Source organism: Paraburkholderia phytofirmans (assembly GCF_046028095.1).
GTDB classification, from domain to species: domain Bacteria; phylum Pseudomonadota; class Gammaproteobacteria; order Burkholderiales; family Burkholderiaceae; genus Paraburkholderia; species Paraburkholderia phytofirmans_A.
In genome coordinates this window covers 272,707-286,809 of sequence record NZ_JAQQDJ010000011.1, presented here as the reverse complement: position 1 = coordinate 286,809, position 14,103 = coordinate 272,707, and the positions used below count along the sequence as shown (strand labels likewise).

The following is a 14,103-nucleotide window of genomic DNA, read 5'->3' as shown; positions in this document are numbered from 1 at the left end:
GACGATGAACGAACTTCGAGCTGCGTCTATCGTCAGGCGTGAGCGCGCGAATCCGCGCGCTTTCCAAAAACCATACCTATGACGGCGGCGGGCTCGCAGCGCCGCGTTTTCCATCGGAGGAGATAACAGATGTCCGCACGTCCCTACAAAATCGAGGCGCAACCGCTCGTGCAGCGCTATGCGCGCGGCTGGCATTGCCTCGGTCTCGCAAGCGAATACAAGGACGGCCAGCCGCACACGCTGAATATTTTCGGCCAGCGTCTTGCCGCGTTCATGGACTCGCATGGCCGCGTGAATGTGGTCGACGGCTATTGTCCGCATATGGGCGCCGATCTGAGCACTGGACGCGTCGATGGCGATACGCTGGTCTGCCCGTTTCATGGCTGGCAATGGGGCGGCGACGGCAGTTGCCAGTCGATTCCCTATTGCAAGCGGATTCCGCCGAAGGCGAGGATCGGCACCTGGCAGACCTGCGAGCAGAACCAGTTGCTGTTCATCTGGCACGATCCTGAAGGCAATCCGCCGGCCGATGAAGTGGCGATTCCGCGAATCGAAGCCTGCTTCTCGGAAGAGTGGTCGGATTGGGTGATCGACCGCATGGTGATCGGCACCAATTGTCGCGAGCTGGTCGACAACATCTCCGACATGGCGCACTTTGCGACCGTGCACGGCGCGCCGGTCGATTACTTTGCGAATCTGTTTGAAGGGCATAAGGCGACGCAACTGCTGGTCGGTCGAAGCGAGCGCCTGGGTGACGATGAACTGATCGCACTGTCCACGTATTTCGGCCCCGCGTATCACATCACCGAGATGACGGGAAAGAGTGGCGGGCATCCGATTCATTCGATCCTGCTGAACTGTCACGTGCCGATCGACATGCACAGCTTCGAGTTGCGTTACGGCGTGATGGTGAAGAAGGTGCCGGGTTTGTCGGAGGAACAGAACATGGAGATCGCGCGCGCGTATTCGAAGCAGGCGCAGGCCGCGTTCTACGAGGATGTCGCGATCTGGGACACCAAGACGCGAATCGACAATCCTCTGCTGTGTGAAAGCGACGGGCCGCTCTATCAGATGCGCGACTGGTACTCGCAGTTTTATCTCGACTCGGCGGATGTGCGTCCCTCGTGTACGGCGAAGAAAGTGGTGGAGATCAAGGTGCGCGAGGGCGGGACGCCGCCGCTATTACGGCACGTGTTTGAAGGCTGATCGATGTTTTGAGGGCGGTGCATGCACCGCCTTTTTTTATGGTGCGGCCTGTTTGATTATGAAGGCTGCTCGGGCGCACTGAGATAGTTCGCGCGGATCTTGTCGACGTTGACGTGCAGGACATCGACGAGGTAATGCTGCATGCCGCCGTATTGCTGATCGATGACTTCCATGGCCGCGCCGATGTAGTCGGGATCGACGGCGAGCAACGGTGCCAGTACATCGGGCGCGACACCGATCTTTTCTAATTGCGCGGTGGCTTGTGCGTTGGCGGCGGCGTTGTAGCGGTTCGATTCCAGATAGTTGGCGATGGTGGTGGCGCGGTCGACGCCGAGCGCCGATAGCAGCAGGACGGTGGCGAAGCCAGTGCGGTCTTTGCCTGCGGTGCAGTGGTAGAGGATGGTGCGGTTGGCTTCGGCTAGCTTCAGGAAGCGGGTGAATTGGGGTTGGTATTTTTCTGGGAATTGTTTGTATAGCGAGATCATGAAGTTATGCGTTTGCGTTGCGGTTGAGCGCTTTAGCATTGGGATGATCGCTTCCGGTGCCAGGTTGCCGGCTAGAACTGGGTCGTCTTCGTATGGGAATTGTTTTGTGAAGCTTTGTTCTGTTGGTTTTTTTTCGCTTGCGGCGCGGAAGTCGACGATTGTGTCCAGGTGCATTGATTTTAGTTCTTCAATGTCGGATGGGCTGGCTGAGGTGGGGTTGCCGCTGCGGTACAGGCGATGTGGGTTGATGTGACGGTGGTCGAGGGTTTCTATTCCTGATAGGTCTCGGGTGTTTTGTACTTTTTCTAATGGGATTTGGTGGTCTGTTGTCCAGACTGTTTGTGCTGGGGATGGGAGTGTTGAGGCCATTAGGAATGTGGTTACGGTTATTGATTTGAGCATTTTTTTGCCTGTTGGTTGTCTGGTTGTCTGGTTTTCTGGTTGGTTGTGGTGATGGGGCGTTGGCCTTTCCTTGAATTCTTTGTGGTCTATTAGCGTTGCCCCTGTGCGGGGCGGCACCTACTTCTCTTTGCCGCCGCAAAGAGAAGTAGGCAAGAGAAAGCGGCTCACACCGCTAGCTTATAAGCGGGTCCCCCGCACAGCCACGGTAGTGGTGCATCTGGAATCGGTGTTCTCGCACATTCGGCGTGAGTGACACAGCAGTCATTCTTCCGGCGACGCTGCGCGCGCCGTAGCGGTTGTTCGGAAAACGGTGGCGATTAAAGTTGTCCCGGCCTAACGTCAATGCGTCTGTCGGCTCTCAGCGGGCAGTACTTTGTAGGCCCGTCGGCGTTCCGCCGGCCCGCGATCTTCGCGGATCTTGGGCGAAGTGCGCTGCGGTCGCATCACGCATTTCGGCGATCATCGATCTCCGGACCTGGAACGAGACTGGATGCCGTCGCATCAAACGAATCATTTCCACATTTCGATCAGACGCTCCTCGAAACCGCCGCGCACTACTGCGTATCGCCGAGGCGAAGCCGATGGCCCCAACCGCACAACAACGAACCGCTGGTCTGATGCAACCCCTTCCGGCGAGCACGTAGTGCGAGGCGGGAAGTATGACGGCCTTGTCACCAGGTCCGAATGTGCGAGAACACTGATTCCAGATGCACCACTACCGCGACTGCGCGGGGGACCCGCTTATAAGCTAGCGGTGTGAGCCGCTTTCTCTTGCCTACTTCTCTTTGCGGCGGCAAAGAGAAGTAGGTGCCGCCCCGCACAGGGGCAACGCTAATAGACCACAAACAAATCAAGGAAAGCCCAACACCGCAAAGAACAAAGAAAAAAAGCGCCGCGAAGGCAACCCCAAACCGCTAAACCGCTAAACCGCAACGCGCCCCTTAACAATACTCAAAGCCGTATCCTCAATCATATCCTCCTGCCCCCCAACAAGCCTTTGCCTCCCAAGCTCAACAAGAATATCTCTGGCGGCCACGCCATACTTAACTTCCGCCCGTTTAGCAAAAAGCAAAAACGACGAATAAACCCCAGCATACCCAAGCGTCAACGCATCCCGATCGATGCGAACCGGCGCATCCACAATCGGCAAAACGAGATCCTCGGCCACATCCGAAATCGAAAACACATCAACCCCAGTCTCAATCCCCATCCGCTCGCAAACAGCGACAAACACCTCCATCGGCGTATTCCCAGCCCCCGCCCCAAGCCCACCCGCAGCAGCATCGATCCGGTTCGCGCCGGCGGCAACAGCAGCAATCGAATTCGCCACGCCCATCGCCAGATTGTGATGCCCGTGAAATCCCAGTTCAGTCTCCGGCTTTAAAGCGGCACGCACGCAACCAATCCGCGCGGTCACATCATCAGGCAACATATACCCAGCCGAGTCGGTGACATAAATACAATTCGCCCCATACGATTCCATCAGCTTCGCCTGCTCGACAAGCTGCTCAGGCGGCGCCATATGCGCCATCATCAGAAAACCAACCGTATCCATCCCGAGCTTGCGAGCAAGACCAATGTGCTGCTCGGACACGTCCGCTTCAGTGCAGTGCGTCGCCACGCGAATCGTCTGCACGCCGAGCCCGTGCGCCATGCGCAAATGATCCACCGTGCCGATGCCGGGAATCAACAGCGCCGACACCTTGGCTTGCTTCAGTTCGCGCAGCACGGCGCTCAGATACGCCTCGTCGGTATGCGCCGGAAAACCATAGTTCACCGACGCGCCTCCAAGACCATCACCATGCGTGACTTCGATCAGCGGCACGCCGGCGGCGTCGAGACCACGCGCGATGGTGCGCATCTGCTCCAGTGAAATCTGATGGCGCTTGGGGTGCATGCCGTCGCGCAACGTCATGTCGTGCACGGAAATGCGGGTTCCTTCGAGAGACATGGTCGGCTCCTTACGCAGTGACGGACGATGCTGCCAGCATCTGTTGAGCGAAGACTTCAGCGGTGCGCGCGGCGGCGGCGGTCATGATGTCGAGATTGCCGGCGTATTTCGGCAAATAGTCGCCTAGACCTTCGACTTCCATGAACACGGAGACGCGCCGGCCGTCGAATACAGGGCCATTTTTCAGCTTATAGCCGGGCACGTACTGCCGCACTTCATCGACCATGGCGTGCACTGAGGCGGTGATCGCGTCGATGTCCGGATCGCCTTCGGTCAGACAGTGAATGGTGTCGCGCATGATGAGCGGCGGCTCCGCCGGATTGATCACGATGATCGCCTTGCCCACGGCCGCGCCGCCGATCTGTTCGATTGCAAGCGACGTGGTGCGCGTGAACTCGTCGATGTTCTTGCGCGTGCCGGGTCCGACCGAGCGCGACGACACGGTCGCGACGATCTCGCCGTACGCGACGGGCTGCACGCGCGACACGGCATACACCATCGGAATGGTCGCCTGGCCGCCGCATGTGACCATGTTGACGTTCATCACCTGCTGGTCGTTCTGCGCGGCGAGATTGACCGGCGGCACGCAGAACGGGCCGATCGCGGCAGGCGTCAGGTCGATCACCCGTACGCCGCGCGCGGTCAGCTTGTCGGAGTGCTCGCGGTGCACGTATGCTGATGTGGCGTCGAAGGCGATACGAATGTCGTCGGCGGCCAGATGCGGCAGCAGTCCGTCGATGCCCTCAGCGGTTGTTTTGAGGCCCAGTTCACGGGCTCGCGCGAGGCCTTCGGAAGCGGCGTCGACGCCAACCATCCAGACCGGTTCGAGGACCGCGCTGCGACGCAGTTTGTACAGCAGATCGGTGCCGATGTTGCCGGGCCCGATCAATGCGCATTTGATCTTGCTCATTCAATGCATCCTTAAGTGAGAGACGGTCGAGACTTCAGACGAACCGCACCGCGCAGCCGCCGATGCCTTCTATATGCATCTCCAGCAGGTCGCCACGCGTCACGGGAATTAGCGCCGCGAGCGAACCGGACAGCACCACCTCGCCCGCGAGCAAAGGCATGCCGAGTTCGCCGAGCGTATTGGCGAGCCAGGCGACAGCGTCGGCGGGATGCCCGAGCGCTGCGGCGCCGACGCCTTCGGCAACGCGTTCGCCGTTCTTGTCGAGCGTCATGCGGCAGGCGGCCAGATCGAGCGCGTTCGTCGGCACGCGCTCGTCGCCGAGCACGTAGACGCCGCACGAGGCGTTGTCGGCAACCGTATCGCCGATGCGAATCGCCCAGTCGCGAATGCGCGAATCGACGATCTCGAAGCACGCGCCCACCGATCCGGTGGCCGCAAGCACGTCTTCGCGGGTGACACCGGGGCCGCGCAGATCGTGTTGCAGATAGAACGCGATCTCGCCTTCCGCGCGCGGCTGGATCAGCGTGTCGATGGGGATCGCCTCGCCGGCGGCATAGTGCATGCCCGAAAGCAGCACGCCGAAGTCGGGCTGACGCACGTCGAGCATGTCCTGCACGACCTGGCTCGTCACGCCGATCTTCTTGCCGGCGACGGTTTCGCCGGCCGCGAGCCGGCGCGCGATGAAGTGCTGTTGCACACGGTAGGCGTCGGCGAGCGGCAAGCCTTCCGCGCGCGCGGAGAACGGCGCGACCGGCGTGCGATCGAGCCAGGCGCGATAGAGCGTGTCGCCGAGTTCGGCGTGAAGTGTCGATGTCATGACCGGTACGAGTAGAGAGTTGCGAGCGGCGCCGCGCAAACGCGGCGCCGCTCCTGCTGCGAAGAGGCGCAAGCGGGTTCAGTTGCCCGCGCCGCGAATCGCGTCCGGTGAGAAGTAGGCTTCGGTCAGTTGCGAGCCACGCGTAAGCACGGGCATCGGTTCCTGATTCACCAGACGGTCGGCGTAATAGGCGCCCGAGATCAGGTCGTGATAGAACACGGCGGTCGAATAGAACGTTTTCGCATCGAATGCATAGAGCGTCGGCGCGAAGTTTGTGCGCCACAGCGTGCCGCGCGCGTCGTAGTTGTCAGCGGCCACGGCATTCCACGTGTCTTCGTCGAGATACAGCACACGTTTCGCGTATTGATGGCGATAGCCGGACTTGAGCGTCGCCTGCAACACCCAGACGCGATGCAGTTCGAAGCGCATGTACTGCATGTTCTCGTGACCCTTGGTGAGCAGATCGGTGTACTTGATCGACGGGTCCATCAGCTTGTAGTTGTCGTACGGAACATATGCCTCGCGCTTGCCGACGATCTTCCAGTCGTAGCGTTCGCCCGATCCATTGAAGAGGCGGTCGTCGTCGACGGTGCGGAAACCGCCCGGTCCTTCGGGCTGGTCGAAGCCGAATTCCGGCGCCTGCCGCACGCGCCGCGTGCCGGGGTTATACGACCAGGTGCGGCCCGTATCCGAGCCCTCCTGGTCCCACATCTCGAAGCCGGTGATGATCGTGCCGCGATCGGAGAGCGGCAGCATGGTGGTCTGGCGGAAGAAGCTCTTGCTGTTCAGTGCATTCTTCGGGTCGAAGCGGTCCGCGCTGCGCGGCCCGTAAATCGCGTATTGCACCTTGCCCCACGCGATATTGCCGTCCGGATAGACGACGGCCTGATCGTAGGTCGCGGTTTCGCCTTCAATGGTGGAGGCGAAGCGCAGATTCCACATTGCCTCCACGCCGTTCTTCGGTACGGGGAACGGCGTGACCGGCGGAAACTCCTTCAGGCCGTTCTGGTCTTTCGTCATCGTGGTGGTCGGCGCGTACAGGCGGATGTCCTTGTACACGGCATCGCCATAACTGAAATCGCGGTGGCTCGGATAGACCGGAATCTTGAAGGTGTCGGGATACTTCTTGAACAGCGCTTTCTCGCCGTCGGTCAACCGCGCTTCGTATTGCTGCATGTTCTGCGCGGTAATCACGAAGAGCGGCTTCTCGCTCGCATACGGATCGGGAAAACGCTGCCCCTGTTTGTAATCGACGCCGGGCGGCGTGCCGAACCACTTGCCGCTCCATGCGGGGATCGTGCCGTCGGCGTTGGCCACGCGCTCGGCGCCCATCGGCGTGAGCGGGCCTTCGAGTTTGGCGATATCTTCCGGGCTGGTTTTGGCGAACGATGCGGCTGCGAGCGCGGCGCCTGCAGCAAACACGCAGACACGCAGTGCGGGATTGAAAATTCGACTCATGACCAAATCCTCTTGCAGTAAAAAGACGGCTGATTCAAAGGGTGATGCGTGTTGCAAGGCGCCGCGGATTCACCTTCGGGTTCAGCGCGGCGCGTCGACTCAGAACGAGTAGGTCGCGGTTGCGAGCACGTAGTCGCGATCGGCGAGCGGGCGGTTGGTGGGGTCGGGGCGGCCGAGAAACTTCGCGTAGACGAGCGCGAGTTTCAGGTTGCTCAGACGCGTGAAGTTCACACCGACCGTCACGCGGTGATCGCCGACACCCGTCATCGAACCGAGCGCGCCGGCCAGTGCCGATTTGCCGGTGAAGTCGTCGGCGTAGGTGATCGGTACGTCCACGTCCCAGCCGCTGAAGACGTTCTTGTAGCTGAGCGTCCAGGCCACTTCGAAGGCGGCGGAATTGCGCGTGTTGGCGAGCGTCGACGAGCCGAGCAGCGGCGTAATGTTGCCGGCGTGCACGTACGACACTTCGCCCACCAGCGTTTGCGAGGCGGCGAGGAAGGTCGGGCCGATCGAATAGATCGCGGAAAGATTCGATTGCCAGACGTCGCCGCGAGTGCTCTGTGCACCGGCCGCCGTGTTCACGAGCACGGCGGCGCCTTGCCGGTAAGAGGTTTCGCCCGCGACGTTCACGCCGTTCAGATCAGTGGAAAAACTCAGGCCGCTGAGCTTGATGTTGTCGAAGTACTTCTGCTGATAGCCGAGCGTCGGGAAATAGGTCGTCACGACACTGGGGTTCATGTCGTTATAGTGCAGGTAGTAGGCGCCGATTTCCGTATCGCCGAACACGCGCCAGCGCGCGCCGAGACCCCATTGGCCGCTGTTGCCCGGACGAATGTCGTCGCCGCGCGGAATATGAATGCCACCCGGTCCGATGATGTATTCCGCGCCGGGGCCGACCACGTCGGAATAGCTCATGTAGCTGCCGGGCGCACTCAACTGGTTCGGCTGGAAAGAGAACTGGTAATAGCCGAGCAAACTGAAATTCGGCGCGATCTGCCATTGCGTGGAGATCTGCGGAACTGGCAGCAGAATGTCCTTCACTTCTGCGCCCGCGACGAACGATTTGGTGGCGTCAGCAGGGCCTTGCGCCCCCGCGATGTTCGGGAAGAACACGCTCTCGCCCCACGCCACGACCTGATCGCCGACCTTCACGTTCAGGCTCGTGCCGCCCAGCTTGAATGTGTTGTACACATAAGCCGCGAGTAACTGGGTGCGGCCGCCGGCCCAGTAATTCGCCTGCTCGGTGAAGTTGTTGTAGACGCCGCCGTGATTCACCGTGCCGGGTGCGTCGTTGTAGTTCGGATGTTGATAGGCCTGATCGTAGAACGTGTCGGCGCGCACGAACACGCCCCAGTCGTCGTGCTTCAGGTTCACTTCGCCGAGCAGGCTCACCTGGTTCTGGATCAGCTTGTTTTTGGCGAAATTGCGGTCGCCGTCGTCGCCGTTGATGTTCTCCGGCGTCAGCAGATTGCCGCTTGGCGCGCGGGTGCGCATGCCGAGACCGTAGCCGAGCGTGAACGTGTAATCGAGCGTGGTGTCGGCGCCGAGATTAAGCGTGTCGCCCGCGTGGGCGGGGGCCACTGTGAGCGTCGCCGCGGCCAGCATCGCGAGTTTGCATGCCACGCACAGCGCGCGCATCGCCGGTGCGCGCTCTCGTGTTCCGTTGATCTGCATTCTGTCTCCTCTGTGGTCACATCTGAAATTTGTTGTGCTCAGAGGTTAGGCGGCGCGTGCGGCGCGAGAATCGTCAAAACGGACTAGTCGGTTCTCCTGGGGACGGGCGTGCTACTGACCTGCGGGTTCGTCGGACTTCGCGGTGAAGGCCTGATGCAAGCCGGTGGCGGCGAGAAAGGCCGGCACTTCGCCGCCGCCTTCGAGAATCAGATTGCTGCCCGATGCATATGCCGCGTGCGGCGACGCCAGGAAGAGGCACGCGGACGCGATGTCGGCGGGCTGAGCAAGACGTCCTGCGGGAATCGTTGCTTCGATGCGGGCGAGCGAGGCGTCTCGCGCGTCGCTCGTCGATGAACCGGTGTGTCCGCTGGTGGCGGCTTCGGTGTGCACGAGACTCGGGCTCACCGCGCAGACGCGTACCTTCGGCGCCCATTCGACCGCGAGCGAACGCACCGCATTGAGCAGGCCCGCTTTGGCCGCGCCGTATGCGGCTGTGCCCGGCGAGGCCCGCAAGCCGCTCACACTGCCGGTGAACAGCAACACGCCGCCTTCGCGCCGGCGTTGCATCAGCGCATTGGCGCGTTGCGCGAGTTGCAGCGGCGCGAGCAGGTTCAGGCGTATGACCGCTTCGGTGAAGCGCGGCGAGGCATCGGCGGCGAGCGCGAACGGGGCGCCGCCGGCGTTGCTGACCACGATGTCGAGGCGGCCGGTTTCGCGCTCGATCTGCGCGAGCATGGCGTCGATTGCGTCGATGTCGCGTACGTCTGCGGCGATGAAGCGCGGGGTCGGATCTGGCGCGTGCGCGGACGGATCGCGAGGCGCGTCGTCGTGAGAGCTTCCTAGCCGCTCTTCACGCGGATCGTGCCGCTCCGGCGAACCCGATACCGCGTTCTCCGGTGGCGTCCGTCCACACACATAAACCGTCGCGCCAGCCGCGACGAATGCTTGCGCGATGCCCGCGCCGATTCCCTTGGTGCCGCCCGTCACCAGCACCACCTTGCCGCTGAAATCGAATCCTGTCATTGCCGCTGTCTCCATCAGTTCGTGTGGGCCCGATGGTAGGAGAAATGCGGTGGCGCCTCGTAGTCTGAAAAGACGATGCCGATCCGCGTGTTCGCGCCGATGATGATTGCGCTGGCGACTCACATACCATCTGTCGCGCCGAAGAGCGCGGTGCGAAAGGAGACAAGCGCGCATGACCGCAACGCCCACCGAGTTTCAGGAAGCCGCGCCGCAAGCGCGCGCACCTTTGCAGCCGCCCACCGGCGTTTTCACCGAGGTGCCCGGCGGCCTCACACTGCATCACTTCGAAGCCGGCAGCGGTGCGCCCGTCGTGTTCATTCACGGCAGCGGCCCAGGCGCGAGCGGCTTCAGCAATTTCAAACACAACTACCCGCAATTCGCGGCCGCCGGCCACCGCGCGATCGTGGTCGATCTGCCGGGTTACGGCGCGTCGTCCAAGCCTGCCGACGCGCACTACACGCTCGATTTCTTCGTCAGCGCATTGCGTGCGCAACTCACGGACAACGGCATCGGGCGGGCCACACTGCTCGGCAATTCGCTCGGCGGCGCGATCGCGCTGCAATACGCGCTCGACTATCCCGAGGACGTCGACAGTCTGATCATGATGGCGCCCGGCGGCGTCGAAGAGCGCGAGACGTACTTCAGAATGGACGGCATCCAGAAGATGGTGGCGCTGTTCACAAACCGGCAAATGAACCGGCTGACCATGCGGCAACTGCTCGAAATGCTGGTCTTCGATCGCAGCCTCGTCACCGACGCGCTGGTCGACGAACGGCTGCGCGTGTGCGAGCAACAGCCGCCCGAAGTGCTCTCGACCATGCGCGTGCCGAACCTCACCGCGCGCCTCGCCGAACTGAAGTGCCCGGTGCTCGGCTTCTGGGGCAGCGACGACCGCTTCAATCCGGCGAGCGGCGCGATGCGCTTCCTCGAACATTGTGCCGACGCGCGCTTCGTGCTGATGAATCGCTGCGGCCATTGGGTGATGGTCGAACACCGGCGGTATTTCAATCGCGAATGCCTGGAATTTCTCGCGGAGCGGCGCGGCGCTTGAGGCATGCTTCAGTCTGCGGTGCGCGGTATTGCGATATCGCGACATCGCGACATCGCGTGAAACCGCGCGACGCGGACCACCCAACTACAACATCACGGAGACGCTATGACATTTCCCCATCAACTGTTCGACATGAGCGGCAAAGTGACCGCGATCACGGGCGGCGCGCGGGGCATCGGCGCGCAGACGGCGCGCACGCTGGCGGCGGCCGGCTCGGCGGTCGCCGTGCTCGACGTGCTCACCGAAGCCGGCGAACAACTCGTCGCCGAGATCAACGCGTCGGGCGGCAAGGCGGCGTTCTGGAAGATGGACGTGACGCAGGAAGACAGCGTGCAAAGCGTGTTCGGTGAAATCGCCGCGCGCTTCGGACGACTCGATGCGCTGGTGAACAACGCGGGCATCGAAGGCGCCAATCTGCCGACGCATGAAATGACGCTGCAGCAGTGGCAGCAAGTCATCGATGTCAATGTCACGGGCGTGTTCCTCTGCACCAAGTACGCGATCCCGCACATGCTGGCCGCGGGCGGCGGCTCGATCGTGAATCTGTCGTCGATGTACGGTCTCGTCGGCGGGCCGGACGTGCCGGCGTATCACGCGTCGAAAGGCGCGGTGCGTTTGATGGCGAAGACCGAGGCGATGCTGTACGCCACGCAGAACATCCGCGCAAATTCCGTGCACCCCGGCTTCATTCGCACGCCGTTGCTCGAAGAAGCCTTCGCCAAGCTCGGCGACCCGGAGCAGATTTTCGCGCACATGAAAACGCTCGTGCCGCTCGCGAAGATCGGCGATCCGCAGGATATCGCCGCGGGCATTCTCTATCTGGTCTCGCCGGCCGGCCGCTACGTGACGGGCACTGAACTGGTGATCGACGGCGGCTACACCGCACGCTAGGAGCGCGAATGAACACGAGTGAAAACATGAAGACGCGCCTCGTCGAGTATATCGAGGCGTTCAACGCGGCCGACGCCGCGCGCGTGACCGCGCTGTTCGCCGATAACGCGAGTGTCGAGGACCCGGTTGGCACGCCGGTGAAAGAAGGCCGCAGAGAGATCGACGCGTTCTATGCATACGCCACCTCGGTGGGCGCGCGGCTCGAACTGATGGCGCCGCCGCGCGGCTCGCACGGCAATAGCGCGTCGGTCAGCTTTCGCGTGCATGTCGCGTCGCAAGACGGACAGCCCGCGTATATCGACGTGACCGACGTGATGGATTTCGACGCCGCCGGCAAGATCGTGCGCATGCGCGCGTACTGGGGCGCCGACGACTATCACCTGTCGTCGCAGGCAGCCTGACGCGGCCGGCGCGAAGCGATGGCGCTCTACGAGTTCAACGGTAAGCGGCCGCGCGTCGATCCGTCGGCGTACGTGCATCCGGGCGCGGTGCTGATCGGCGACGTGACGGTGGGCGCGTGCTGTTATATCGGGCCGTTTGCGAGCCTGCGCGGCGATTTCGGCGCGGTGGTGGTCGAGCGCGGCAGCAACGTGCAGGACGCCTGCGTGCTGCATACGGGTGTCGACAACACGTGCCGGCTCGGGGTCGACAGCCATATCGGCCATGGCGCGATCGTTCACGGCGCGACGCTCGAGCCGAACACCATGGTCGGCATGCACGCCGTGGTGATGGACGGCGCGGTGCTCGGCGAGGCCAGCATCGTGGCCGCCTGTGCGTTCGTGAAGAAGGATTGGCATGTGCCGCCGCGCGTGCTGGTGGCGGGCGTGCCGGGGCGGGTGGTGCGTCGGCTGGACGAGGAGGAGATTCGCGCGAAGTCGTCCGGCACGCGGGTGTATCAGCAGCTTGCGGCGGATTGCCTGCGCACGATGCGCAGCGTGTAAGCCACGCTGAGGTACACGCGCAGCGCGCGGGAAATTGCCCTGGCGGAAAAGCGCTGCCGCATGTCTGGCATAGCAGGCGCGCCGCGATGATCCGATTGCGAGAGGCCCCACAGCCGGCACGCGCCTGCGCGCCGGCTGCGACCTTTGTCAGTTGCTACGTCACATAAGCCTGCGCGACATTGATCAACTGCACGCGGTTGCGCACGTTGAACAACTGCCGCAGACGGCGTAAGTGGTAATCGACGTTATGCGGCGACAGCCCGAGGAAGTAGGCGATCTCCTTGTCCCGCTGACCCTGCACCACCGCCTTCAGCACCGCATGCTGCAATTCGCTGAGCGCGACGCGCTGCTGCTGCGCGGGCGCGATGCCGATCACGCTCTTCGCGTGCGTCCAGATGAATTCGTGGATCGTGTGCGCGAACATCAGCGTCTCGGCCACGATCGATTCGGTCATCCAGCGCGGATTGCCGATCTCCGAGTTGAAGCACAGGCTCGCGCTCAGCTCCTGCTCGGGCAGCGGCATCTGCGTGAGAATGCCGCTTTTGCGCCCGGTCGCCTCCAGCATGTCGATCAGCCCGCCGAGCCGTTCGCTGCGCATTTGCGCACGCGGCAGGTCGGCGCGCATGTCGGCCGTATTCCAGAGAAACGGCAGGCCGGTGGGCGACGCGAGCGCCACGCGCGGGTCGAGCTCGAAATAACGCTCGCGGAAATAACGCGTGAGCCAGCTCTGCGATTCGTAGCTGGTCAGCACGAACATCGTCTTGTGATGCGCCGACGTGCGCGTGGCCGAATAGCTGAACGAGTCGAAGCCCAGTTGCTTGATGCGCTGCCGCACGAATTCGATGCGGTCCTGCGCGCTGCCAAAGCGCACCAGCGGACTGATGACGGGTGCGGCGCGCCGCGCGGCGGGCGAGGGCGTGCCGATCTCCTCCTCGGTGAAGAGCGTGAGAAAGCCTGTGGGCGCCACGCCTGTTGCGGTGCGGTTGGGTGCCCTGGATGCTTCAGCCGCGTGGGCTGATTTCTCGAGTTGCCGCGTGCCGGCCGGGTAAGCCGGTTGGGCGGCAACCGCCGAGTTGTATGCTGCCGACGCGTGCCCGGCTTCACCTTGCGGCGAACCGGTCAACCAGTGCGGCAGCGTATCGCATTCGTGTTCCATGAAACGGTAGCTCCGGCGTTCGAAACGCGTGAAAGACGACAACCTGAATGATTAGCTATTTCCAGAAATTGCGGTAGCCGGTTCCTTGCTATCATTTTTGAGTTCTTGCTCCGACAGAGGATCGGCAACGCGGGCATG

The 14,103-nt window shown here is 62.4% G+C and carries 13 protein-coding genes; 5 read left to right on the top strand and 8 right to left on the bottom strand.

Annotated elements, in window-relative coordinates:
* Nucleotides 1-129 precede the first annotated feature (129 nt).
* Complete coding sequence (locus tag PQR54_RS28355; protein ID WP_408251503.1) at nucleotides 130-1,206, top strand: 3-ketosteroid-9-alpha-monooxygenase, oxygenase component; 1,077 nt, start codon at nucleotides 130-132, stop codon at nucleotides 1,204-1,206.
* Between the two features lie 56 nt (nucleotides 1,207-1,262).
* On the opposite strand, the gene PQR54_RS28350 is transcribed toward PQR54_RS28355, so the two are convergent.
* The 7 genes from PQR54_RS28350 to PQR54_RS28320 form a co-directional block, all read right to left on the bottom strand.
* Nucleotides 1,263-2,060: a tyrosine-protein phosphatase gene (locus PQR54_RS28350; protein WP_408251501.1), complete on the bottom strand. Its 798-nt coding sequence runs from the start codon at nucleotides 2,058-2,060 to the stop codon at nucleotides 1,263-1,265.
* 955 nt (nucleotides 2,061-3,015) lie between these two features.
* A complete protein-coding gene (gene dmpG / locus PQR54_RS28345; RefSeq protein WP_408251499.1) occupies nucleotides 3,016-4,044 on the bottom strand; it encodes a 4-hydroxy-2-oxovalerate aldolase in 1,029 nt (342 codons plus the stop codon).
* A 10-nt stretch (nucleotides 4,045-4,054) separates the two neighbouring features.
* A complete protein-coding gene (locus tag PQR54_RS28340; protein ID WP_408251497.1) occupies nucleotides 4,055-4,954 on the bottom strand; it encodes an acetaldehyde dehydrogenase (acetylating) in 900 nt (299 codons plus the stop codon).
* Nucleotides 4,955-4,988: 34 nt separating this feature from the next.
* The gene (gene dmpE, locus PQR54_RS28335; protein WP_408251495.1) at nucleotides 4,989-5,771 is read right to left on the bottom strand and encodes a 2-oxopent-4-enoate hydratase; all 783 of its coding nucleotides are present in this window, start codon (nucleotides 5,769-5,771) and stop codon (nucleotides 4,989-4,991) included.
* Nucleotides 5,772-5,849: 78 nt separating this feature from the next.
* A complete protein-coding gene (locus tag PQR54_RS28330; RefSeq protein WP_408251493.1) occupies nucleotides 5,850-7,229 on the bottom strand; it encodes a DUF1329 domain-containing protein in 1,380 nt (459 codons plus the stop codon).
* Between the two features lie 99 nt (nucleotides 7,230-7,328).
* Entirely contained in the window at nucleotides 7,329-8,903 is a 1,575-nt protein-coding gene (locus PQR54_RS28325) for a DUF1302 domain-containing protein (RefSeq protein WP_408251491.1), read from the bottom strand.
* A gap of 111 nt (nucleotides 8,904-9,014) precedes the next feature.
* Nucleotides 9,015-9,926, bottom strand: a complete 912-nt coding sequence (locus PQR54_RS28320; protein ID WP_408251489.1) for an SDR family oxidoreductase — start codon at nucleotides 9,924-9,926, stop codon at nucleotides 9,015-9,017.
* 172 nt (nucleotides 9,927-10,098) lie between these two features.
* On the opposite strand from PQR54_RS28320, the gene PQR54_RS28315 reads away from it, so the two are divergent.
* The 4 genes from PQR54_RS28315 (at nucleotide 10,099) to PQR54_RS28300 (ending at nucleotide 12,809) form a co-directional block, all read left to right on the top strand.
* Nucleotides 10,099-10,977 carry an alpha/beta fold hydrolase gene (locus PQR54_RS28315; protein WP_408251487.1) on the top strand — a complete coding sequence of 293 codons (879 nt, stop codon included), beginning with the start codon at nucleotides 10,099-10,101 and terminating at the stop codon, nucleotides 10,975-10,977.
* 105 nt (nucleotides 10,978-11,082) lie between these two features.
* Entirely contained in the window at nucleotides 11,083-11,868 is a 786-nt protein-coding gene (locus tag PQR54_RS28310; RefSeq protein ID WP_408251485.1) for an SDR family NAD(P)-dependent oxidoreductase, read from the top strand.
* An 8-nt stretch (nucleotides 11,869-11,876) separates the two neighbouring features.
* Nucleotides 11,877-12,269 carry a nuclear transport factor 2 family protein gene (locus tag PQR54_RS28305; RefSeq protein WP_408251484.1) on the top strand — a complete coding sequence of 131 codons (393 nt, stop codon included), beginning with the start codon at nucleotides 11,877-11,879 and terminating at the stop codon, nucleotides 12,267-12,269.
* An 18-nt stretch (nucleotides 12,270-12,287) separates the two neighbouring features.
* Entirely contained in the window at nucleotides 12,288-12,809 is a 522-nt protein-coding gene (locus PQR54_RS28300) for an acyltransferase (RefSeq protein WP_408251482.1), read from the top strand.
* A 154-nt stretch (nucleotides 12,810-12,963) separates the two neighbouring features.
* On the opposite strand, the gene PQR54_RS28295 is transcribed toward PQR54_RS28300, so the two are convergent.
* Entirely contained in the window at nucleotides 12,964-13,965 is a 1,002-nt protein-coding gene (locus tag PQR54_RS28295) for a helix-turn-helix transcriptional regulator (protein ID WP_408251480.1), read from the bottom strand.
* Nucleotides 13,966-14,103: the final 138 nt, after the last annotated feature.